This is a genomic window from Marinobacterium litorale DSM 23545, assembly GCF_000428985.1.
Taxonomy (GTDB): domain Bacteria; phylum Pseudomonadota; class Gammaproteobacteria; order Pseudomonadales; family Balneatricaceae; genus Marinobacterium_D; species Marinobacterium_D litorale.
Genome location: NZ_AUAZ01000001.1, coordinates 256023 through 279007, shown reverse-complemented (window position 1 = coordinate 279007; position 22985 = coordinate 256023). Strand labels below are relative to the sequence as shown.

At 56.0% G+C, this 22985-nt stretch carries 23 protein-coding genes, 3 tRNA genes and 1 pseudogene; 13 read left to right on the top strand and 14 right to left on the bottom strand.

From position 1 onward, the window contains the following. Positions 1–89: 89 nt before the first annotated feature. The 4 genes from G403_RS0101310 to G403_RS0101295 are packed head-to-tail and all read right to left on the bottom strand — an operon-like array spanning position 90 to position 4259. A complete protein-coding gene (locus G403_RS0101310; protein WP_027852386.1) occupies positions 90–881 on the bottom strand; it encodes a CLCA_X family protein in 792 nt (263 codons plus the stop codon). A 1-nt stretch (position 882) separates the two neighbouring features. Next, on the bottom strand, positions 883–1803 hold the full coding sequence (locus tag G403_RS0101305) for a ZIP family metal transporter (RefSeq protein ID WP_027852385.1): 921 nt from the start codon (positions 1801–1803) through the stop codon (positions 883–885). 39 nt (positions 1804–1842) lie between these two features. After that, positions 1843–3375, bottom strand: coding sequence for a sensor domain-containing diguanylate cyclase (locus tag G403_RS24260; RefSeq protein WP_084403885.1), 1533 nt, complete (start codon positions 3373–3375; stop codon positions 1843–1845). Between the two features lie 59 nt (positions 3376–3434). Beyond that, entirely contained in the window at positions 3435–4259 is an 825-nt protein-coding gene (locus G403_RS0101295) for a M48 family metallopeptidase (RefSeq protein WP_027852384.1), read from the bottom strand. Positions 4260–4459: 200 nt separating this feature from the next. Between G403_RS0101295 and G403_RS24255 the strand changes: the two genes are divergently transcribed. Then, a complete protein-coding gene (locus tag G403_RS24255; RefSeq protein ID WP_051298344.1) occupies positions 4460–5563 on the top strand; it encodes an HD domain-containing phosphohydrolase in 1104 nt (367 codons plus the stop codon). Here the strand turns inward: G403_RS24255 and G403_RS24250 are convergent. Genes G403_RS24250 through G403_RS0101265 form a run of 5 tightly spaced genes read right to left on the bottom strand, consistent with a single transcriptional unit; the run spans position 5532 to position 9664 of the window. Beyond that, entirely contained in the window at positions 5532–7163 is a 1632-nt protein-coding gene (locus G403_RS24250) for a sensor domain-containing diguanylate cyclase (protein WP_051298342.1), read from the bottom strand. The genes G403_RS24255 and G403_RS24250 overlap by 32 nt on opposite strands. A 5-nt stretch (positions 7164–7168) precedes the next feature. After that, positions 7169–7552: a DUF2306 domain-containing protein gene (locus tag G403_RS0101280; RefSeq protein ID WP_027852383.1), complete on the bottom strand. Its 384-nt coding sequence runs from the start codon at positions 7550–7552 to the stop codon at positions 7169–7171. Continuing rightward, entirely contained in the window at positions 7549–8811 is a 1263-nt protein-coding gene (gene stpA, locus G403_RS21745; RefSeq protein ID WP_051298340.1) for a glucosylglycerol 3-phosphatase, read from the bottom strand. Before stpA ends, G403_RS0101280 begins: the two co-directional genes overlap by 4 nt. 39 nt (positions 8812–8850) lie before the next feature. Continuing rightward, positions 8851–9168 carry a hypothetical protein gene (locus G403_RS0101270; RefSeq protein WP_027852382.1) on the bottom strand — a complete coding sequence of 106 codons (318 nt, stop codon included), beginning with the start codon at positions 9166–9168 and terminating at the stop codon, positions 8851–8853. Then, positions 9152–9664 carry a gamma-glutamylcyclotransferase family protein gene (locus G403_RS0101265; protein WP_027852381.1) on the bottom strand — a complete coding sequence of 171 codons (513 nt, stop codon included), beginning with the start codon at positions 9662–9664 and terminating at the stop codon, positions 9152–9154. Before G403_RS0101265 ends, G403_RS0101270 begins: the two co-directional genes overlap by 17 nt. A 314-nt stretch (positions 9665–9978) precedes the next feature. Between G403_RS0101265 and G403_RS0101260 the strand changes: the two genes are divergently transcribed. The 3 genes and pseudogenes from G403_RS0101260 to G403_RS21740 all read left to right on the top strand — a co-directional run bounded on the left by G403_RS0101260 (position 9979) and on the right by G403_RS21740 (position 11833). Beyond that, complete coding sequence (locus G403_RS0101260) at positions 9979–10161, top strand: type II toxin-antitoxin system HicA family toxin (protein WP_027852380.1); 183 nt, start codon at positions 9979–9981, stop codon at positions 10159–10161. A 64-nt stretch (positions 10162–10225) separates the two neighbouring features. Continuing rightward, complete coding sequence (locus G403_RS0101255) at positions 10226–10633, top strand: type II toxin-antitoxin system HicB family antitoxin (RefSeq protein ID WP_027852379.1); 408 nt, start codon at positions 10226–10228, stop codon at positions 10631–10633. Between the two features lie 128 nt (positions 10634–10761). Next, positions 10762–11833, top strand: a pseudogene (locus G403_RS21740) (IS256 family transposase). A gap of 231 nt (positions 11834–12064) precedes the next feature. On the opposite strand, the gene G403_RS0101245 reads toward G403_RS21740, so the two are convergent. From G403_RS0101245 to G403_RS0101225, 5 genes are all read right to left on the bottom strand, one after another. Then, positions 12065–12140 (bottom strand) — tRNA-Ala (locus tag G403_RS0101245). Positions 12141–12170: 30 nt separating this feature from the next. Further along, positions 12171–12246 (bottom strand) — tRNA-Glu (locus G403_RS0101240). Between the two features lie 21 nt (positions 12247–12267). Then, a tRNA-Ala gene (locus G403_RS0101235) sits at positions 12268–12343 on the bottom strand. Positions 12344–12506: 163 nt separating this feature from the next. Further along, positions 12507–13991, bottom strand: coding sequence for a glutamate--tRNA ligase (gltX, locus tag G403_RS0101230; RefSeq protein WP_027852378.1), 1485 nt, complete (start codon positions 13989–13991; stop codon positions 12507–12509). A gap of 368 nt (positions 13992–14359) precedes the next feature. Then, positions 14360–14734 (bottom strand): diacylglycerol kinase, encoded by a 375-nt coding sequence (locus G403_RS0101225; RefSeq protein WP_027852377.1) that lies wholly within the window; start codon positions 14732–14734, stop codon positions 14360–14362. 110 nt (positions 14735–14844) lie between these two features. Between G403_RS0101225 and G403_RS21735 the strand changes: the two genes are divergently transcribed. The 9 genes from G403_RS21735 to G403_RS0101180 all read left to right on the top strand — a co-directional run bounded on the left by G403_RS21735 (position 14845) and on the right by G403_RS0101180 (position 22842). Next, complete coding sequence (locus tag G403_RS21735) at positions 14845–15552, top strand: class I SAM-dependent methyltransferase (RefSeq protein ID WP_051298335.1); 708 nt, start codon at positions 14845–14847, stop codon at positions 15550–15552. Between the two features lie 115 nt (positions 15553–15667). After that, entirely contained in the window at positions 15668–16744 is a 1077-nt protein-coding gene (gene dusA / locus G403_RS21730; RefSeq protein WP_084403884.1) for a tRNA dihydrouridine(20/20a) synthase DusA, read from the top strand. Beyond that, positions 16722–17666 carry a transaldolase gene (gene tal / locus G403_RS0101210; protein ID WP_027852376.1) on the top strand — a complete coding sequence of 315 codons (945 nt, stop codon included), beginning with the start codon at positions 16722–16724 and terminating at the stop codon, positions 17664–17666. The genes dusA and tal overlap by 23 nt, the downstream gene beginning before the upstream one ends. Positions 17667–17887: 221 nt before the next feature. Beyond that, entirely contained in the window at positions 17888–18676 is a 789-nt protein-coding gene (locus G403_RS0101205; RefSeq protein ID WP_027852375.1) for a putative hydro-lyase, read from the top strand. 20 nt (positions 18677–18696) lie between these two features. Further along, entirely contained in the window at positions 18697–19425 is a 729-nt protein-coding gene (locus G403_RS0101200; protein WP_027852374.1) for a 5-oxoprolinase subunit PxpA, read from the top strand. Continuing rightward, a complete protein-coding gene (gene pxpB / locus G403_RS0101195) occupies positions 19422–20099 on the top strand; it encodes a 5-oxoprolinase subunit PxpB (RefSeq protein ID WP_027852373.1) in 678 nt (225 codons plus the stop codon). Before G403_RS0101200 ends, pxpB begins: the two co-directional genes overlap by 4 nt. Beyond that, positions 20096–21037 carry a 5-oxoprolinase subunit C family protein gene (locus tag G403_RS0101190; RefSeq protein ID WP_027852372.1) on the top strand — a complete coding sequence of 314 codons (942 nt, stop codon included), beginning with the start codon at positions 20096–20098 and terminating at the stop codon, positions 21035–21037. The genes pxpB and G403_RS0101190 overlap by 4 nt, the downstream gene beginning before the upstream one ends. A 16-nt stretch (positions 21038–21053) precedes the next feature. Beyond that, positions 21054–21911, top strand: a complete 858-nt coding sequence (locus G403_RS0101185; RefSeq protein WP_027852371.1) for a DUF4392 domain-containing protein — start codon at positions 21054–21056, stop codon at positions 21909–21911. A gap of 22 nt (positions 21912–21933) precedes the next feature. Further along, positions 21934–22842, top strand: coding sequence for a LysR family transcriptional regulator (locus G403_RS0101180; RefSeq protein WP_027852370.1), 909 nt, complete (start codon positions 21934–21936; stop codon positions 22840–22842). The last annotated feature ends 143 nt before the right edge of the window (positions 22843–22985 follow it).

Below are 22985 nucleotides of genomic sequence, written 5' to 3'. Positions count from 1 at the left end.
CGCGTCTATTGAGCTCCCTCGGAATACGGACCAAACTATTGACCGAATGATCATCTTTGGATGGTGGCGAATAGTATAGTATAGATTTACTAACGTCTCTTTTGAGCGACCATTAATTGTCCTAAACAGGAAAAATACGCCGTGAAGGCCCTCCCGACGCGTTCCTTTTGCGCCTTTTCTGGATAAAGACCCAGTTGTGCTTCTCTGGTTTGCCGGGTGCCCTTGACCAGAAAGTGGTTTTTCAACGGTGCATCCTGTACCCAGGCCTCGAATGCTCGAGCACAGACCTCTTCGGGTAAACTGTAGTAGAGATCACCGCGATTACGATCGACCACCATGGAGCGATTAACCAGTTCGCTGGGCGCATCACCCTCCGGCGACAACATGATGGCGTGATAGCAGGCGTAAAGCCTGACGTTCAACGGATGCTCTACCGCGGTGGCGTCATGTAGCCAGGCACGGGAACCGAAAAGCCCCGCGCCCACATTTTGGAAAGCATTCGACGCGATGTAATGATCAAAGGCATGAAACCATTCGTGGGCGATGCTGCCGGGGCCCGCATTTTTGGCTAACGCAAAGACCCGGGCACCTGCATCGTAATGGGCAGCCACACCGGGCCGGCCACCGGCCCCGTAATGCAGCCCCAGTGTGCCACGCAGTGAAATCACCTCTTCAGGAACTTGAAGAATCTGCATCAGATCGCAGAGCGCATCATGAAAATGGCGCGCAGCACGCTGCTGCTCTGCGGGTTTGACCCAACGGCCGATACGAATTGTCCGAAAATCGAACCGGCGCCGGATCGCGGCAAAGTCCACCACTTCAGCCCCTGCATAGTCGGGACCGTTCCGGTAAAAGTGTCGTGTTTCCAGAGGCGGCCTCACGTTACCCCAGCGCCGTATCCAGTATCATCATCAAGCCAAAACCCATCATCAGTCCCAGCGTGGCTGGCGTCTGATGACCGTTTCGATGAGTCTCCGGAATGACCTCATGGGACACAACAAAGATCATCGCCCCGGCCGCAAGCCCCAGCCCCACCGGATAGGCAAGCGGCAAACCGCCCGCAACACCCAGCCCCAGGAATGCGCCGAGCAACTCCATCAGCCCGGTACTGGCGGCAAACAGCACAGCGCGCCCGGGAGTAATCCCAGCAGCCCGTAACGCCATGGCGACAGCCAGCCCCTCAGGCACGTTCTGCACCGCGATAGCCGTTGTCAGCGGCAATCCAACAGCCAGATCTCCCGCCGAGAAACTGACCCCGATGGCCATCCCTTCCGGCAGGTTATGCAGGGCGATGGCCAACGTGAACAACCATACTCGACTGATCCGGGCCACCGCCGGGCCACACGCACCCAGATGCTCATGCTGGTGAGGCGTAAATCGATCCAGCCCTAACATCAAGGCAACACCCAGCCCGAGTCCCACCGTCATGATCAGGGCAGAGAGTATGCCACTGCTGGTCAGCCGCTCTCCTTCCGCCAGCCCCGGGAGGAGCAGCGAGAAAGAAGCTGCCGCCAACATCATACCGGCGGCAAAACCCAACATGCTGTCTTCTGCACGCTGGCTCAAGCCACGCAGGAACAGCGCGCCCACAGCGCCGGCTGCCGTGGACCCGAAGCCAGCCAAGCCACCTATCGCCGCAACTTCCAGCGCCCGCGCCGAGACCGGATGGGCAACCAACTGACTCACCAGCAGAAGCAAAATAACCGCGATAGCCGCGCCCAGCCCCACTGCCGAATAGGGACGCGCACGCATTTCCGCCACCCAGGCGCTAAAAAAACTGGCTTGTGCCGAAGGCTCTGTCACACCTGCACTCCTACCGTTACCGAGTACTGCTCTGGCAACCTATTCATTGTCCGATCCGGCCACACAGAGTTGATCACGGCCAGACCGCTTTGCTTTATACATGGCATCATCGGCGGACTGGATCAACGAATCAAAGTCGGTCCCATCGCGGGGCGACAGGGCCAGCCCGATCGACACAGTCAGCGAAGGCAGCCTTTCACCATCATGCGATATCTCCAGCTCGCGGACCCCTTCAAGCAGATCAACGGCCCGCCGGTGAGCACTGGGGGGATCCACATCCCCCATCAGTAACACCAGCTCTTCCCCCCCAAAACGACAGGCGATGTCACTTTCACGTACGTTTTCCTGCAAAAAAGTACAGAGCTGGGTCAGGGCACTATCGCCGGCCGAATGGCCATAATGGTCGTTGAGCTTCTTGAAGTGATCGATATCGATCATCAACATTGCCAGTGTTTCATCATGGCGACGCTCCCGGGCCAGCTCCTTTTCAAGCCAGGAGCGCATAAAACGACGATTATACAGCCCGGTAAGAGGGTCGATTGTAGCTTCCCGATAAAGCTCCGCCTGTACCGCCTCCCGCCGTTGAACCTCTTCACGCAAGGCCTCGTTAATCTCAAGCAAAGCGCGACGGGAGCGCTGCAGGCGCCGCGTCCAATACCGAAACACAGCGATACCGAATACCGCAACCGCCAACAGAATCAAGATCACTACCCAGAAAAGAGCGCCAATCGCGTCCCGGCTCGCTGCCGACAACGGTTGCCACACTGCTGGCTCACGACTGAGCGACGCAACCCTCAAGATGCCGTCAATCTGTTCCACAGACAGGTAGGTAAATAGAAGGAATGCGGAAAGGAGCACAACCACCGAGGCTGTTATTCGTGAGAAGCTCGCTGAGTGCGGCAATTGCAGACTCCAAAGGCCCGTACGCGCCTGCCAGCGTCTAAAGCTGCGATCGAGCAACATAACCAGAGGCAGCAGTACCGAAAGACTCTGCAGCAGGTAGCCCTGCCACCATCCCTGCCATAACCTGAGCAGATCGGTAGGCGCAACGGATACGCTTTGTGCCCAGTAAAATGCGCCCAACGAACTGTAGATCGCCGCAGCGAACGAGAGTACGACAAACAGGATAACATTCGGCCAGATCCGCAAGTCAGCGGTTTGAGGGACCGCATAGTACACCAAGGCGAACACAGCGATTCCGGCCGGATCGATCAGCGCATAAAAGGCGGCATCGCCAACCGGCATGCCGCCAACGCTGGGTAACACCCAGCCCACGACCCACGCAAGAGCCGCAGCCCAACTGAACCCAAACCAGAGCAGCCAACCCATGGCGATCAGGACCGGCGGATAGAAAGAAAAATGCCAATGAGTCGCACCCAGCTGCCAGGACAGTCCCGTCCACCCCAGAGACATGGCCAGCCAGCCAGATCCCAGTGCGACCAATAGACTAATCAACCAGGCCGCGAAGATCCGATTTCTCAGCCTGCGTGGACCTCGCGTCCATAGCTCAAAAGGCCCTAACCGCCCCCGCACCCTGGAATCCGTAGCGCGGTGACTGTGCACATCCGACATTGACTCTCCTTGGCTCGTCCCGGAGCCTGTTTCGATGTTCGGTACTGATCTTTTGTTGGTTACCGTCTGAGACGTTCACACTGGGGTTTGTACCCCGCCGCCTGCGCCTGCCGGTAGAGTGGCATCAGCGCCGGGGCACGCTGGCTCAACATATCAATACGTCGCGACTGTGACGGGTGGGTCGACATGAACTCCGGCGGCTGGGCACCACCCTGCTGCGCCATAACACGCCAGAGCTCCGCCGCCTCGGTGGGGTTGAAGCCTGCATTCGCCATTATTTCCTGCCCCATGACATCCGCTTCCTGCTCATGACTGCGGCTGTATGGCAGCAGAACACCAAACTGAGCCCCCAATCCCAAAGCACCTACCAACATTTTCTGAGTACGGGTCTCGACCCGGTCAGTGAGAAGAATTGTTGTGATCCCTAGACCTATCTGAGTCAGTTGCTGCTGGCTCATCCGGGCATTGCCGTGCTGAGCCAGCACATGAGCAACCTCATGACCCAGCACCGCCGCCAGCTGATCCTGATTCTGAGCGGTTTTCAGCATGCCGGTGTAGACGCCGATTTTGGCCCCGGGCAGCGCAAATGCGTTGATGGCGTCATCACGGAATACGACAACCTCCCAGTCATCCGCTCCATAACCGTAATGAGCCGGCACCTGATCAAGCACCGCGTGCGCAACGCAGCTGACATAAGCGTTCAGCGCCGGATCATCCTCGACTGGTGTATTCGCTTTGAGCTGTTCGAAGCTCTGCCGCCCCAGCGTATTCATCTGCTCCGGGGAGTTCAGTAATAACGTACTTTCGCCGGTGGGTGAAGCCGAACAGCCGAGAAGCACAAGTGCAGCAGCAGCGAGAGCCGCCTTTCTGAGAATGGGGGACATCGGGTTACCAAACTCCATTTGCCGTGAATAAGACGATCCAATTTTATCGTTTCGCTCGTAATCACAATAGGCGGAAACGGCCATCAAAACCTGATCGATGAGTAAATTTCAGCCCAGACAAACAAAGCACTTATATACTTTGCGACATTTGTGACATATATTGGTGAACAACTGTTAGCGACCACCGTAACTTAAGAATCATGAACGCCGTTGTCATTTTGGATGAGCTGGAGCTCACTCCCTCACTGATTGCTGATTTCTTCGAGTGCATGGAAGAGAACCTGCTCTCTATCCAGGACTCGCTGCTAGCGCTTGAACGCAGCCAAAGCCTGGATGATGTGAACGGCGTCTTCCGCCACCTTCATTCGTTCAAAGGCAACTGTGCCATGATCGGCGCTCAGTCCGTGGTTGATATACTGCATCGGCTGGAAGAGGTTCTCGACCGGATCCGCAAATGTGAAATCCCCCTGTCTGATCGGGTCAGCGACCTGGTGTCCGTGACCTGCTCGCAGACCGAATACCTTTTGCGAACGCTGATTGCTGACGGCGTCACAGATGACAATAAACTGATCACCCTCGCCGATCAGCTCGACCTGCTGGTACTGGCGCCCGCTCCCTGTTTTGTGGAAACGCTTGAATGCGCCCTGTCCCGGATCGGCGGGCAGGCCGTCACTGGCGCACCGGTGAAACCCAACCCAGCCCTGACGCTCAAACCCGATCACCGCGCTTTGTTCCAGACACTGGCTGAAAAAATAGATGGGTTAAGCATCTACCGACGGGAGCGCTCCAGGGAAGAGCTCGCTCTGGCCCTAGCACTCAATGACATGCTCGATAAGCCTGCCAGCCCCCAGCAACTTGAAGCGGCCGTACTGGTCCATGATTTAGGCATGGGCTTTGTCCCCCAAACGATTCTGGAAAAAACAACCGGCCTTACCAACCATGAAACAAAGCTGCTGCAGGAGCATGTGAAGCTGGGAAGTCAGTTACTGATCAACCTGGGTGGATGGGATGAAGCTTCAACTATCGTACTTCAGCATCATGAGCGCGTTGATGGCCAGGGGTATCCCGGCGGTTTGAAAGCAGAACAGATTCATCCGGGCGCGAGAATTCTGGCAATCGTCGACACCTTCTGCTCCATTACCAGCGAACGCGCGGACCGCAGCTATAAACGCTCGCTACTCAGCGCCGTATCGGAGGTAAACGCCAACTCGGGGAGCCAGTTCGACGCAGGCTACGTTGAGGCGTTTAACAGCGTAGTCAGGCAACAGTTTGTCAGCCGGAAGTCACCAGAGGCTCAGATATGATCGAACGATTCCGGCCATTTTCCTTGGCCCGGTAAAGGGCCTGATCAGCGGTCTTGATTAACTGCTGGTAGGACTGCTCCGGATCGTACTCGGCCAAGCCGATACTGACGGTAACCGGTTTGCCGGCTTTATCCGGCAATGCCAGGCTGCGCTGAATCCGCAGGCGCAGCGCCTCTGCTACCTTGAACGCTTCAGCAACCTCAAGACCGGGCAGAACGACACAGAACTCCTCTCCACCATAACGCCCCACCAGGTCATAATCCCGACAGTTATCAAGCAACTGCGCCCCCATGTCCGCCAACACCTGATCGCCCGCAGGATGTCCATAGGTATCGTTGATCATCTTGAAGTAATCGATATCGAGCATCAGCAGCGTTAACGGCGTTTGCTCTCGACTGGCTCGATTACATTCCTGCTGCAACCGTTCGATTAAATACCGACGGGTATAAACACCGGTGAGGAAGTCATGATGGGCTATCTTTTTCAGCCGGTCATTCAAGTCGTGAATTTCTCGTGTACGGCGCACAACCTCACCTTCCAGCCCACGTAAAGTCAGACGCATCGCTCCGAACAGGACCACCTCAATCAGCACGAAACCGATCAGGCCATACACCACGTTGCGCCAGGTACTCGCCTCCAGCCCGGCGATCAGATCATCGGCGGACCACCAGATCACAACCCGCCCTACAGAATCTGCGCTGCCATCCCGCTGGCCGACATAGTCACGAATCGCAAACTCAGAGACTGCGTAGTGCCCACTCTCCGCTTCAACCAGATAGGTTCGGCCCTCGAAGGATGCGGGCTGGTGCGATTCATCTTCCAGACTCAGAAGCTCAATAAGAGAGGACGAGGACGTTGCCTCTATAAAGCAACCGCAATCAGTCATCAGGGACTCATTTGGCCGCTGCCAGGTCGCTTCCTCCACCCGCTGCTCTTTGAGCAGGACGGCGACCTGTGCACCGATCGACTGACTCAGGGAGTCTATCAAGGTACCGTAGGAGGTCCCCACTTCCAGGGCGCCGATGGGCTCTCTGGGACTGGCTGGACTGAAGACCGGAACAATACCGCGCAAACCCGCGTATACCCGCCCCAACTCCAGCCCTGTCCGTGGCTGACGATCACGATTAACATCGACCACCATATGGCGAAGATCATCCATATTGTCGCCAAATTTTTCAGGCTTGTGCACGCGCAGAAAACTGGTGGAGCCAGGCCCCAGATGGAAATGAAGTTGCCGAACTTGATACTCGGCCGTCATTTTCTGCCAACCAGGCGCGACCACTTCATACAGCTCATCTCTCAGGCGAGCGGCCTTCGGACCGCCGGGACCACCACCCTCCTGCTCCACCGCGTCCACGGCTTGCTCAAACAGAGTCTGTACACGAGGGTCGCCGGCCACGAAGGTAGCTATCTGCTGCATATTGGTCAGCGTCATCGATAACGCGACCTGATAAGACTTATGTAGCGCTTTACCCTCATCAGCCAGAGTCTGATTGAGGGTTTGCCGGTCACTCTGGTAGTTCAATACAACAAATAGCGCATCGGTCAGAAAGATCAGCACCGAGAGCAGAAGAAAAAGGCTGCGGCGGTTTGCAAACATCAGAATTAGAAAATCCAGCTATTGAGCATCCGGCCCGGCATGAGCGCGAATGTTCCAGCGACCAGTATACCGCCTGTAAACAATCCGATCATCGCATTGCGGTGCAACCGCAGGTTACCCTGACGTATCCCCCACCAGGCCAGAGGTACCGTCACCAGCGTCAATAGACTTAGTAAATGGATGTAACCGAAGTGAAATAGCAGTTGCGGCCCCACATGAGCGGGCATCCACAGAGAGACCAGCGCCGTGGAAAACATCAGCACCATATACAGCCGCCCTGCCAACCGGTGGCGATCGGTGCCCTTCTTAGCCAACAGAAGCCCTGCTCCCAGCACAATCGCCGGAATAATCAGGCCCAAATGAATAAAAGCAAGTTGTTTATAGGTCACGGGATGCTCCCTCCTGGATGCGTCAGCCCATGAGCCAGATCGCAGAAAAAACTCACATACTGGTGATGCCCACCGGTAAACACAAAATCAATTTTTAATGGATCCTCTGGATCAGTGATACCCGCCAAGGCCCGAGCCGGATCTGTATCAAGCTCAGAGGCTAAGACGCCGGGCCGGGCCACTTCTCCACCACTGCTATCGACGAACAGTGCCAGGCTATCCGTGTGAAAGCGATCGCCCAAAGCTTTGAGCAGGGTCAGAAATCCTCGGTCACTGCCACCACGCTGGTAATGCCCTTTATCAGGAAAGCTGGTGAGCGTATCCCCCACCCCTACCAACACAGGCATAAGCTCTGGGTCAAACGCATCTTGCGCGAGCGTAATCAGCGCCTCCAACGATCGAGGCGCCTGCCGCACGCTAAACGCCTCCCCCAGCGGGTATTGGCCGGTGCGCGTTCCATAGTAGCGATTCAACAGCGCCAGTACGCCGGCCTCCTTGACCGCACCACGCAACATAAACTGTATATCCGTGGTGCCTGCACCGGTTTCACTGGCCGGTTTCAGTCGCTCTACCCCCGCCTCGCTTCCCTGATTCGGTGCCAGGTGAATGAAGAACGCATCATCAAGACCCAGCGCTTGCGCGTCAGCCAGGCACTGATGCATAAACCCAAGCGCGTCAGTCTGTAACTGGCGATAGGTTTCAAGGCTATCCCTCAGCACCCGATAGAGGGAGTTCAGGTTCAGCGTGGGCGAGACCCGGTTATCCAACACGGTCGCATCGATCAGCCTCTCCAGCGCGGACCCTGAGAGCCCTAAATCCCGGGCTGATAACCAGTGATCCAGAAAGACGCGGGCTCTGGCCGGTATCGATGCCAGAAATTCAAGCTCCGCCTCCTCAACGCCAGGGTGAGAAACCTGGCCACCGGCTGTCTGCCACTGCACACCGCCCGCGGCTAACCCCGGCAGGTAGAGCCCGTGATCTTCGGGTTCGGCGTCGCTTTCGCTCAGTGCCCGATCAACGATTCCGTTAACGCCCCGACAGCCAATATGCTCGCCGTTGGTTAATACAAAGAAGCGCCCTTTCAATCGAGATACCGCGTGCAGGTAACCTGGCTCGATCCGGCGTGTCAGTGGATCATTGACCAGCCCCATGCAGACGCCATCCAGATCCTGAATGATCAGAAACTCATCAACACGATGCAACCTGGCTTTTAATGCTTCCAGATCGGTCGACGGCCAATGCAGTTGGGAATGGGTCATTATCAGTCCCTGATTCAGTTTTACACCGAACGGCTCTGCTCAAAGATCCAGGGCCAACAGGCCAAAAACGAGCAACGTCCCAAGCCAGAACAGTGCGACCAGAATATCGATGCACACTCGCCAGCCAACGGGGCGGCCCAGAAAAATAGCCCTAGCATGGTATAACAAAACAGCGCCGGGAATAGAGAAAGCCACTGCCGGTGCCCAGTATCCGGATAAAACACTGGCCGGGGCTGAGCGATTGACAAAGGTGTGCCAAAGAAAATAACCCGACTGGCCCAACGCGAAGAGCGCAATCAGCCCCAGCAGCGCGGCAAAAGCCGAACGCCAAAGCCCTCTATCACGCCAGGTTCGCATTGCTATTATTGTGGACAGACCACTGCCTCAGGCTTCGCTCGCGATCCGGGTCAACCCGGCTGGGAACCGACTCAATGCGGGCAAGGTAACTGTCGGGCAACAACAGTTCACGGGCTCCGACGAGCACATGATTCAGATACCAGTCATAAGGGGTCAGCGCCGGATCGATCAGTGTCGCATAATAGGTTTGTGCATGAATGACAGCACCATCGGCGCATAACACCGGGACCGTCTTCTTCTCGTAGCCTCTGCCCAAGCCTTCAACTTCATCGAGAATCAGCTCTTCGTGCGGGCTCAGTTCAAATACACAACCATGAACGCAATCGTCCGGCTCACCGGTATAAAAAGCATCGCACTTGCTGGAACCGTCGGGACTCACCTTATGAAAGCGCAGATCATGAGCCTCGATCAGCCCGCAGGCGATCCGTCGGGCACCATGTGCTCGCTGAGTCAGCCTGGCCAGAGACATGTTGGAACCATAGGCAAAGTAGATCATCGTTTATCTGCCTGCTGAGGTTTACGTCGTACCAAAACACTCTAAATAACAACAGATAATCTGCCAGTCTGCCAGTAGCAAGGTGATCGTCCCCCGCCAAAAACTTCTCCGTGCCGGTCTGACGGCGCGTGTTGCTGAGCTCGCTGTCAGAGAAGGTAAGCTGAAATATCCCCGATATGCCTGAACAGAGGATTGTCTCATGCGGAGGACTTGCTCAGACGCTCCCCTGAAACACACACCATACACACTTCAATTTGACTGAGTGTGTATGGTGTGTATAATTGAAATAGTCAGCAACCGACAGGGAGCAGCCGATGAATAGTCGGGATCTACTGAAGGTGCTGGAAGAAGATGGATGGTATATCCACAAGGTAAGGGGTTCGCATCACCAACTGAAGCCCCCCACAAAAGAAGGCAAAGTAACCTTGCCTCACCCTAAAAGGGATCTGCCATCCAAAACTGTTGCCAGTATCTTGAAGCAGGCCGGGCTTAAATAGCCCGGTTGCTTTTCCTCGAGAGGCAAGTAACTGGTAATCCAAAAGGGACCAAAAGGTGAAAAATATGCTGTATCCCGTGGTGATTCATCAAGAGGGAAATAGCGCATACGGTGTAACTGTGCCGGATCTCCCAGGTTGTTTTTCAGCAGGTGATACATTAGAAGAAGCCATCGGTAACGTAAACGAGGCGATCGATCTGCAATTGGAAACCCTGGTTGAAGACGGGGAGGATATCCCTCAGGCCAGTCAACTGGAGGAGCTAACCCATCAGGAGGAGTATAGTGGAGGTGTGTGGTTTATGATCGAAGTAGACCTAACCAGATATATGGGCCAAATCGATAGATTAAATATTACATTACCCCACTTACTTGTAACCAAAATCGATAAAACAGTCAGCGAGAACAAACTATTTAAAAACAGATCACACTTTTTAGTTGAAGCCGCTCTCAGGTTATTATCAACAGCACGTTAATAAAACCCCGCTTCGGCGGGGTTTTTTATCGAACGGCATCCCCTTAAAAAATTATGAGGCCCGGATGGGGTAGTGTTCAAAGTTCTGTGTCGTTTACCTAAACTGCTCCAAACAGGGAACGACACACCATGTCCGACAACAAATTTGAAATCGACGTTGAGGCCTTCGCCAAGGCTTTGCAGTCCGGCCAGCCGATCAACGGCAAGGACGGTTTGCTGACACCTCTGATCAAACAGGTCACGGAAGCCGCTGTGGCCGGTGAACTGGATCACCACCTCGCCAGCAACGCGACTCCCAATCGCAAGAACGGCTCGTCACGTAAGACCATCAAGACCTCATCCGGTCAGTTTGAACTGGATACGCCGCGTGATCGTAACGGCTCCTTTGAACCTCAGACCGTAAAGAAATACCAGACCCGCCTGACCGATGAAATGGAGCGTAAGGTGCCGTTGCTGTTCGCATTGGGCAACAGCTATCAGAACATCCGTGAGCACTTGATGGATCTGTACGGCCTGGAGGTCTCCAACGGCACCATCAACGCCATTACCGACCGCTTGGTACCGGAGCTGAAAGCCTGGCAAGAACGCGATCTGGAACCGGTCTAACCTTTCGTCTGGCTCGATGCGATCCACTACAAAGTCAAGGAAAACGGAAGCTTCGTCTCCAAGGTGCTCTACACCATCCTGGGCCTCAATATCGAGGGCAAGAAAGAGCTGTTGGGCCTTTATCGGTCCGAAAGCGAAGGGGCTCGCTACTGGCTCAATATCCTCACCGACCTGAACAATCGCGGCGTCAAGGATATCCTGATTGCCTCAGTGGACGGCCTGGCCGGCTTCCCGGAAGCCATTGCCACCATCTTCCCGAAAACCGAAGTGCAGCTCTGCATCATCCACCAAATCCGCAACTCGATGAAGTACGTCGCCAGCAAGAACCAGAAGGCCTTTATGGTGGATCTAAAGTGTGTGTACCGGGCGACAACCCAAAACGCGGCAGAACAAGCGTTGGACGACCTGGAAACCAAATGGGGCCAGCAGTATCCGCTGGTGATCAAATCCTGGCGTAGCAAGTGGGAGAATCTGTCGGCGTACTATGTTGAAGGCCTCCGAAAAATGGACTCATCCGGTCCAGAACTGGAACCTCACGCTGTCGCAGCTGAGCATCCACTTTGAGGGGCGGATCGACGAGTACGTCGATCTGTGAATACTGGCTGATACAGAACTATGAACACCCTCTGGATTCGTGCATATTACGTTCCCATCTATTTTTAAATGGGAACTTCTCATCTCACATATTCCGGAACAACGTCTTTAGCATCCACACATAGCTGATTATCTATTGCTGTTTAGAGAGTTTCCCTGCAACGTAAAACTCAGCAGGCATGGATTACTGAAAAGGAAATTGGTGGTGATTTCGGCTGATCTGCCGCAAAAGTGGTGGAGCCTAGCGGGATCGAACCGCTGACCTCAACACTGCCAGTGTTGCGCTCTCCCAGCTGAGCTAAGGCCCCACGAATCAGGTATGAAACCTGAAGAGGAAATGGCGTCCCATAGGGGGTTCGAACCCCTGTTACCGCCGTGAAAGGGCGGTGTCCTAGGCCACTAGACGAATGGGACGCTGAGTGACATTTACGGATTTGGTGGAGCCTAGCGGGATCGAACCGCTGACCTCAACACTGCCAGTGTTGCGCTCTCCCAGCTGAGCTAAGGCCCCTCCGTAAAGACCGGGCGTATACTACTGAGCGCTCCGATGGCTGTCAAGCGTTTTTAAGCACCGGCCTTTACCCAAGTTTTCTTTTACGATCAACAGGTTAGTTTTTAAACAAAAACGGCCACCGCAGTGGGTGGCCGTTCGGTAACAAAGCAAACATAAGCGGTTACACGCTTAGGCCACGATACTCTTTATCCCAGGTTTTGGTCTGCTTTTTGGACGGCGTACCAATCACCTCCAGCGCATGACGCACCCGGGCACGGCTGATATCCGGCCCCAGAATCTCCATCGCATCGACAACGGAGACCGTCTGAGCGGTACCGGAGATCGCTACAAACAGCGGGAACAGGAAGTCGCGTATCTTGAACCCGAGCGCTTCGCCCAGCGCTTTCAGGCCGTTGAACAGCTGATCACGATCCCAGTGGCGCTGCTCATCCAGGTACCAGGAAGCAAACTGAAGAATCCGACGCACATCGTCGATCTCCAGCTTCTTATGCTCAAAGCTCGCTTCGCTAACCGGCATCATGCCGGACAGGAAAAAGCCTGCCAGTGGTGCCACATCGGAGAACTTCTCTACGCGAGGCTGGATCAGCGGAATAATCTGCATCAGGTATTCCGGGTTCAGCGCCCACTGCTGGAAGCGTTGAGCAAACTGCTCGGCTGTTAGATCCTCACGAATCCAGAGACCATTCAGCCAGCTCAGTTTTTCCTGATCAAACACCGGCCCACCGAGGGACACGCGCTGAATATCAAAGGCCTCAAACATCTCCGCACGGGAGAACTTCTCCCGCTCGTCCGGCATCGACCAGCCCATGCGGCCGAGATAGTTCAGCAGCGCTTCCGGCATGTAACCCATGCGCTGGTAGTAAAGAATACTGGTCGGGTTCTTACGCTTGGAGAGCTTGGTTTTATCCGGGTTGCGCAGCAACGGCATATGGCACAAACGCGGCATATCCCAGCCAAAGTACTCGTACAGCAGTTTGTGCTTGGGCGCGGAGTTGATCCACTCCTCTCCGCGGATAACATGGGTGATCTTCATCAGATGATCATCAACCACGTTGGCCAGGTGGTAAGTCGGCATACCATCGGATTTAAGCAGAATCTGTGCATCCACCTGGGCCCAGTCCAGCTCCATGGTGCCACGCAGCATATCGTCGACTTCGCAGACACCTTCGGTGGGCACTTTCATACGTACCACGTAGGGTTCACCCGCGGCCATACGACGCTCTGCCTCATCAGCGGGCAGTTCCAGGTCTTCCTGCTTCAGTGCACGCTGACGACCCGCTTCCTTATTGGCCTCACGTAGCTCATTGAGCTCATCGGCGGTACGGAAACACAGGAATGCCTTGCCCTCTTCCACCAGGCGCATGGCAAAGTCCTTGTACATATCCTTGCGCTCGCTCTGACGATAAGGACCAAACTCACCGCCCACATCCGGGCCTTCATCCCATTCCAGGCCCAGCCAACGCAGGGAATCCAGGATCGCCTTCTCAGACTCCGGCGTACTGCGGGTCTGGTCGGTGTCCTCGATACGCAGCACGAACTGGCCACCATGCTGACGTGCGAATGCCAGGTTGAACAAAGCGATATAAGCGGTGCCGACGTGGGGGTCGCCGGTCGGAGAGGGTGCGATACGGGTACGAACGGTCATAATGTCCTGATTCGAGAATGTATTGGGAAAAGCGGCAATTATAGCCCTGAAAGAGGTATCCCGGCTATCGTCGGCTTAGTTGCGCCGTTTTAAATCCAGCCTGCCGCAGCGCAGCATTTCTGGCACCAGCAACGTGCAACACTGCACCGATTTGGTGAGATTTTCCGTTAGCCAGCGGTTAAATATCAGGTACATCGCCCGTAAAACCGCCGAACAAAGCGCTTTTTACCTAATTGGCACAGCATGTGCTTTATACGAATCAGGTTGGTAGCCAGACGCAAAGCAGCGGCACTCCAACCATTTTTTCGCACACGAGGGGCACTGCGAATGCGCCGCTACCGAGAGGTAAGCGGCGTTTTTTTTGCTTCTCACATGCCCGAGAAGTAATTGTCCCAGATAACACCGCCCCAGATAGCCGCCGTAATCAGCAGCGAACAAAAAACCGCCGCCGAGCCCAAATCCTTGGCCAAGCCGGCCAGCGTATTAAATTCGGTACCCGCACGATCAACCACCGCTTCGATGGCCGTATTCACCAGCTCGGTGAGCAGAACGATCAGCAGCGCGGCCACCATCAGCCCCCACTGCAATCCCGTCTGGGCCACCCAAAAAGAGAGCACAAACATCAGCGCAGCCGCCCACGCCTCGTAACGAAACGCCGGTTCACTCTGATAAGCCGCCCGTATACCCTTAATTGAGTAACGGGTTGCATGATAAAAACGGCCGAAACCCGTCGCCTTGGTCACAAACACTGAAACTCCCCCACAGAATACAGCTCAACGCGTCTTGTCATTGTAAGCCCGTGATATGCTCATCTATAACGTCAGATTAACCGCGACCGGCGCAGGACACTCTCATGACCGACGAACTCAATAAAACCCGTCGCTACCTCGAACAGCACCACGGTGGTGATGGGCACCGCGCCGCCGAGCGCACCATCGATACCCATGAGCGCAACCATGATAATGACTTCTGGTCATTTTGGTATGCTCATACGCCTTCGGGGAACGCGCTTCACATCGCCGACCTGGGATGTGGGCCCGCTCTGTTTCTGAAGCAGCTCGCTCAGAAACATCCGGACTACCGACTCACCGGAATCGAAATCGCACCCTACATGCTGGCCAGGGTTGAGGATCAACCCGCCAATCTGGAGATCCGCATCGCCGATCTTAATGCCCCCGGGCCTGCTTTTTTCGACAGCGCCCCGCTCGACGCCTGCCTTGCCAATATGTTGATTCACGAGCTGTACCAGCCGATCAATCTATTCCAGGCTCTGCGCCACTGGCTTAAACCCGGCGGTGTTTTGATTCTCACCGACATGGTGCGCCAGCCAGTAGTCAACTTCCTGCACCATAAGTTCCCTGACCTGGACTTTGCTCACGACCCGGCCGACGCCCCGACGATGCACGAGTGTTTTCGCGATTATTTTGAGCACAATCGATACAGTGCCGAGGATATCGAACAATTGTTAAAGCTGTGCGGCTTTGATGTGATTGAGAGACAAACACTACGAGAGGGCCGCGCGACCCGCATCGCCGCACGAAATGCAGCCCACCCGACTTAAGCCAGAGGGGGAGCACTGCCTGGAATAGGGTTGTCACGGGCACTGTGATATATTGGCGGCCAATTTCCACCACGGCGCATCCGCGTATGTGCAACGATTTTTTTCACGGCCCTCGATGACCGAAAAACCAACGACTGACAAAGCAGAACCCCTGACGCACACTCAAGCGAAAGAACCCAGCCGGCGCTTCAGCGTAGCGCCGATGATGGACTGGACTACGTCGGATTGTCGCGTCTTTCACAGGCTGATGTCAGCTCAGACACTGCTTTATACCGAGATGGTAACCACCGGCGCTCTGATTCACGGCGACCGGGAGCGCTTCCTGCATTATGACGCCAGCGAACATCCGGTTGCCCTTCAGCTTGGCGGCAGCGATCCCAAGGAACTTGCTCTCTGCGCACGCATGGCAGAGGAGGCCGGCTACGATGAGGTCAACCTGAACGTGGGCTGCCCTTCCGACCGGGTCCAGAACAATATGATCGGCGCCTGTCTGATGGCCCACCCGAGGCTGGTCGCTGAATGCCTGAGCGAGATGCAGGCGACCACCCGCATTCCGGTAACGGTCAAGCATCGCCTAGGTATCGATGAGTTGGACAGTTTCGAACATCTGCACGGTTTTGTTGAACAGGTCCGTGAAAGCGGCTGCACCAGCTTCACCATTCACGCACGCAAAGCGATTTTGCAAGGCTTGAGCCCCAAGGAAAATCGCGAGATTCCGCCACTGAAATACGACTTCGTTTATGAGATCAAACGACTCTACCCGGAGCTTGAGATCATTATTAACGGTGGTATCAAATCTCTGGAAGAAGCCAAGCATCATCTAACCCATGTGGATGGCGTCATGGTTGGTCGTGAAGCCTACCAGAACCCCTACCCACTGCTCAGCGAAGTGGACCAGCAGCTGTTTGGCACCCACGAGACGCCGCTGAGCCGAATAGAAGTAGCGGAAGCTTTTATACCCTATCTGGAGCGTCGCCTTGCTGAAGGCGCCCCACTCTACGCCGTTGTAAAACACCTGCTGGGCCTGTTCCACGGCCAGCGTGGCGGCCGACAGTTCCGCCGCTATCTGAGCGAGAATGGCCACCAGCGCGGTGCCTGCGCAAACACCTTCCGCCAGGCACTGGAGTTTGTTACCCCGAATACACAGCCCCAAGAGGACGAAAACGCCCATGGATCAGCTCGAACAGCTTAAGCAGATGACCACGGTTGTTGCCGACACCGGCGACATCGATGCCATCCGCACCTTTCAGCCGGTGGACGCCACCACCAACCCCTCGCTTCTACTTAAAGCAAGCCAGGATGAAAAGTATGCGCCGCTGCTGGAGAAAGCTCGCCAGTATGCTGCATCACAGGGCGGCAGCCAGGAAGAGCAGCTGGCGAACATGTGCGACTATCTGGCGGTTCTGATCGGCCGCGAGATCACACAGATCGTTCCGGGCCGGGTATCCACCGAAGTCGACGCGCGCCTTTCGTTCAATACCCGAGGCACCGTCGAGAAGGCCAAGCGACTGCTCGATCTCTATCAGCAGCAGGGCGTGGACGCCTCCCGCGTTCTGATCAAGATCGCCTCCACCTGGGAAGGGATCGAGGCGGCCAGAGAGCTGGAAAAGGCAGGCATTAACTGCAACCTCACACTGTTGTTCGGGTTCAGCCAGGCTCAGGCCTGTGCCGACGCCGGGGTTTTTCTGATCTCACCCTTCGTGGGGCGTATTCTGGATTGGCATAAAGCGCGTGAGCCGCAGGCTGACTTCGCTCTGGATAACGACCCGGGCGTTCAGTCGGTGAGCCGCATCTACCGTTATTACAAAAACCACGACTATGACACCATCGTCATGGGCGCGAGCTTCCGCAATATCGGAGAAATTCAGTCTCTGGCCGGCTGTGACCGCCTGACGATCTCCCCCGCGCTGCTTAAAGAGCTGTCTGAAACCAATGCGCCACTGGACCGCCGCCTCTCTCCCGAGAGCCGCAGCGACGATGCACAGGAACAGCTGGATGAACAGAGCTTCCGCTGGGCGATGAACGGCGATGCCATGGCGACCGAGAAACTGGCCGAAGGTATCCGCAACTTTGCCGCGGATCAGGTCAAACTGGAAAAACTGCTGGCAGGCTGACAACACCCACTCTCTATTCCCCGGCATCCGTCTTATGGCGGCCGCCGGGCCACCTTGTTTACTCTTTCAATTTAACTTTTCAACTCGCGCACACTGATAAACAAAAGTTATCAACGCTAGCAGCCAATATCGATTAGACATCCCTTGAAAGCGTTATACACTCTCTTTATCACATTTTTATGTCGATGCGACCCATTTCTGATAAAGAGGGCTTTGTATACATGGCAGACAACTCCACCCCTCTGGCGCTGCGCCAGCAAATCCGCAGCGGTGCATTCAATGGCAATACCTCGGGCTACTGCCCAGGCTATGTGCAGGCCAATTTAGCCATTCTGCCGGCGGACTACGCCGATGAATTCCTCAAGTTCTGCCAGTTCAACCCCAAACCCTGCCCATTGATCGGCATGTCGGCTTCGCCCGGTGACTTCATGCTGCCGGACCTGGGCGAGGATATTGATATCCGCCGGGATGTACCCCGCTACCGGCTCTACCGGGATGGCGCGCTGGTGGAAGAGGTGACCGATATTTCCGGCCACTGGCAGGATGATATGGTCGCCTTCCTGCTCGGCTGTTCGTTCTCTTTTGAAGAAGCGCTGATGGCGGATGGTCTGGAAATCCGCAATATCACAGAGAAAGTGAACGTGCCGATGTATCGCACCAACATTCCCTGCAAGAGCGCGGGACGCTTCAGCGGCACTACCGTGGTCAGTATGCGTCCGATGAAACCGGCGGATGCGATCCGGGCGATCCAGATCTGCTCTCGGTTCCCATCCGTTCACGGCGCGCCACTGCATTTCGGCGACCCGGCAGCCATCGGCATCAATGACCTCAGCAAACCGGATTTCGGTGATGCGGTCAGCATTAATGAAGGCGAAGTCCCGGTATTCTGGGCCTGCGGTGTTACACCACAGGTGGCGATAGAATCCGCTCGACCGCCGGTCTGCATCACTCACAGCCCGGGCCATATGCTGGTTACCGACCTGCCCAATAGCCGTCTGGCCATTCTCTGATTTTTCATACGGGAGGACTCATGCTGCTCAATTGTGATCTCGGCGAAAGCTTCGGTGCCTGGAGCATGGGCATGGACGAACACGTTATGCCCCACATCGATCAGGCCAATATCGCTTGCGGGTTTCACGCGGGCGACCCGCTGGTCATGCAGAAAACGCTGCGCATGGCACGTGAAAATGGCGTTCAGGTTGGGGCTCACCCGGCCTACCCCGACCTGATGGGGTTTGGGCGCCGCTCAATCCACGCCAGCGCCAATGAAATCCACGCGCTGATCCATTATCAGCTTGCCGCACTGGATGGCATGGCCGCTTCCGCACAGCTGCATCTTGAATACGTAAAACCCCATGGTGCGCTTTACAACGACATGATGGCCAAGCCGTCCGTGCGTCAAGCGATCATGAAGGCGATCGCCGATTATTATCGACCGGTCAAGCTGATGCTGCAGGCCACCCCGGAGGCGGATAACCACCGTCAGGAGGCGGAACACTACGGCATCGAACTGTTATTCGAAGCCTTTGCCGACCGTTGTTATGACGATGACGGCAAACTGCTTTCCCGCACCAAACCCGGTGCCGTCCATACCCGGGAAAAGATGCTGGAACAGGTACGTCAGATCGCCGACAGCCAGACCATCACCACGGTCAGCGGTCATACTCTGAAACTGCATATCGACACCATCTGTGTCCATGGTGACAACGCCGAAGGCATCGAAGCGATTCGAGAGATCCGGGAGCTGCTGAAATCATGAGGATAGAAGTCGCCGGCGAGAACGCCCTGATCGTCTATTTTGGCGAGGAAACCGACCCGCGGATCTCAGCTCAGGTGCAGCATGCCGTTGCTGAAACCGAACGGCTTTTAGGATCCGCGATAATCGATCTGGTGCCCTCCTACGCCTCCCTGCTGGTGATCTACGATCCGTTCCAGACCGACCATCTTGAGGTTCGACGTCAGTTGCGTTCGATCGCAGAGTCCGGCGCGGCGGAGAGCACCCATGAAGGCAACCTGATCACGCTACCGGTCTGGTATGACACGGAGTCAGGGCCCGACCTGGAAGCACTGGCGCAACGGGCACAGATGAGCATCGACGAGGTGATTAACCTGCACGCCAACACCGAATACCGGGTCTATGCCATCGGCTTCGCCCCCGGGTTCGCTTACCTGGGTCAGGTGGATGAGCGTATCGCAGCGCCACGGCTTTCTACCCCACGCCAATCCGTACCGCGAGGTTCAGTCGCCATCGCGGACCGCCAAACGGCCATTTACCCAGCAGCCTCGCCTGGCGGCTGGAACCTGATCGGTCGCTGCCCGACCCGTATGTTCAACCCGGATGCGGATCCCAGCATGCCGGTTCAGGTTGGCGACCGGGTCAGTTTCGAACCGATCAGCAGAGAGCGCTACCTGGAACTGGGAGGTGAACTATGAACGGATTCAAGGTGTTACAGCCTGGGTTGATGACCCTGATCACCGACCGTGGCCGCTTTGGCCACCACCGCATTGGCCTCACCACCGGCGGTCCACTGGACCCCAGTGCGTTTGACTGGGCCAACCGGCTGCTCGATAACGACAACAATGCCACTGTGCTGGAAATCAGCATTGGCGGTTTGGTTCTGGAGGCTCAGGTCGACACCTGGGTGGTCCTGACTGGCGGCGAGATGCCGCTGAAGATCGCAGGCAATGAAGTGGAACGCTGGTGCGCCCACCGGATCCGGGCGGGCGAGCGACTGGAAGCCGGCTTTAGCAAAGCCGGTGCCCGCGCTTATCTGGCGGTGAGCGGTGGCTTTCAGATTGAGCCCATGTTCGACAGCACGGCAACCGTACAACGCGAAAAGCTGGGAGGACTCAATGGCCAGAAGCTGCAAAGCGGCGACATTCTCCCCTGCTCCAGCGAACCCCAGGGGGCGGGCTACCGGCTACCCAAGCAGTATCAACCGGATTACCGGGATACCAGCCCATTGCGGGTGATCCTGGGCTATCAGCAGGACGCGTTCAGTGAGGTCCAGAAACAGATTCTCTTCACCAGCAGTTATAAGGTGAGTGATCGGGCAGATCGTATGGGCTATCGGCTTGAAGGTCCGGCGATATCACCTTCGATCAACGGCATCCTGTCAGAGGGTATCTGCCTCGGAGCGATCCAGGTGCCGGCAGATGGTCAACCCATCGTGCTGCTGAATGATCGCCAGACAATCGGCGGCTACCCGAAAATCGGCAGCCTGTTCTCGCCGGATACCGCGCGTCTTGCACAGATGCTGCCCGGTACCGAAGTGAGCTTCACCCCCTTTACTCAGGATGAAGCACACAACCAGCTGCTGCTAAGCCGTCGTTACTATCAAATGATTAACCCTATCGCTGTGTCGGTCTGAAAGGATAACAAGCATCATGACAAGCCAAGACTCCACTCTCAGCAAGCAGATCGAGGATATTCTGGTACGCCAGAACCTGCGCGGCATGCGCGACGTACAACCGGCGTTGCAGACCGGCTATTACGCCCGTGCAGCTCGTTATCTGCATAACATCAAGGGTACGGTTTTGATCGGCACCGGTTTCCCGGTGGTAGATACCTTCGAGACGGATGGGCCGGTGGGTGCTATTGCACTTTACCAGACGCTCAAACATCTGGGTGCGGATCCGATCATCGTCTGCGGTAAACCGATCTCAAAGATGTTGGCGCCGGATTACCGGATCCACGAGATCCAGGTGGGCGAGCATGACGAACGTGAACTGGAAGCGCTGGAAGCCCTGGCCCGCTACCGACCGGAGGCGGTTGTCTCCATTGAGCGACCGGGACAAGCCAAAGATGGCGGCTACTACAACATGCGTGGCGAGAGCATCAGCGCTCGCACCGCCTGCTTCGACACCTTTGTTCGTGCGGCCAACTGCCCCACCATCGGCATCGGCGATGGCGGTAACGAAATCGGTATGGGTAATATTTATGATGCGATCAGCAAGCTGAACATCGTTCCCAGCGCCACCCGCGTTGATGAACTACTGATCGCCGATGTTTCTAATTGGGGCGCCTATGGCCTGATCGCGCTGCTGGGTTATTGGAGCGGCGAGGATCTGCTGGCTCGCATCGACCCACCGGCGATCCTGCGGTATCTTTCCGAGCGCGGCAGCGTGGACGGCGTCACTCGACTCAATGAACTGACCGAAGACGGCCTCCCGTTCAATGAAGGGGAGTATGTCATCGCGCAACTTCGGGAAATCACCGGCTTCGCAACGCTGACGCCCCAATAGCCTTCTAGCGGAGCGAACCGATTTGCGCCTGCGAAACCTTCACACCTTTTTAACCGTAGCGCGGCTGGGCAGCTTTCATTCGGCGGCCACCCAGCTGCACGCTTCCCAGCCGGCAATCTCTGCCCGGATTGCCGCGCTGGAAGATGAGCTCAATGTCCAGCTATTCGTTCGTGACAAACGCGGTACTCATCTGACTCCAAGGGGCACCCAACTTCTCCCCTATGCGGAAAAGCTGGTGGCGATCAGCCGGGAGATGAAAGCCCAACTGGTCGACGATGCACCGGAGCGCGGCGTTCTCAGAATCGGCATCGTTGATACCCTGGCACACCTCTGGCTCTCGAAGCTGCTGGCAATCTGGCATGAACAGCACCCCCTCATCGCTTACGAACTGATCTCCGACACCACCGCCTCTCTGATCAATCAGCTCAACGCCTCGGAGCTGGATCTGGTACTGATGGTCGCCGATGAACACCCCCTGCCCGCATTTGTCACCGAGCCGCTGTGCAGCTACGCTCAATGCTGGGTAGGAAGTTCAGCCTTGGGGCAGGAGCGCTCTATCAGAGGCCTGGGCGATCTTCGAGACCGGCCCGTCTTATCCTTCCCCCGAGGCACACGCCCCTGGCGGCACCTGCAAAAGCTGTTTGAACCGCTGGGCGATCAAGCGCCGGTGGTGCACACATGCAGCTCAGTGGCCAGTCTGTTAACGCTGGTGGAGCAGGGCGTCGGTATCGCTTTTTTACCGGAACCTTTGGTGGCGACAGGCGTCAACGAAGGACGTTTGAAGGTTCTTGAGCGTCTACCGGCCGCTCCGGCTCTCAACTTTTGCTGTGCCTGGCGGCTGGATGATGACCGGATTCTCCCACGTCTACTGTCGGCCACGGCGCGGGAGATGATCAATGACATCCCGGAGCATGAAACTTTATCCTGTTAGAACGCCTTAAATTGGCCAATACAACTGGATATTAACCATTTTTGTGAAATTATCTTTTTCTTTTCAGGGTTATTGAAATAGATATCCACTTTTATAAAACTCTTGCTTCAATGACACAGTAGATGAGATGCCAGTTGGCGATT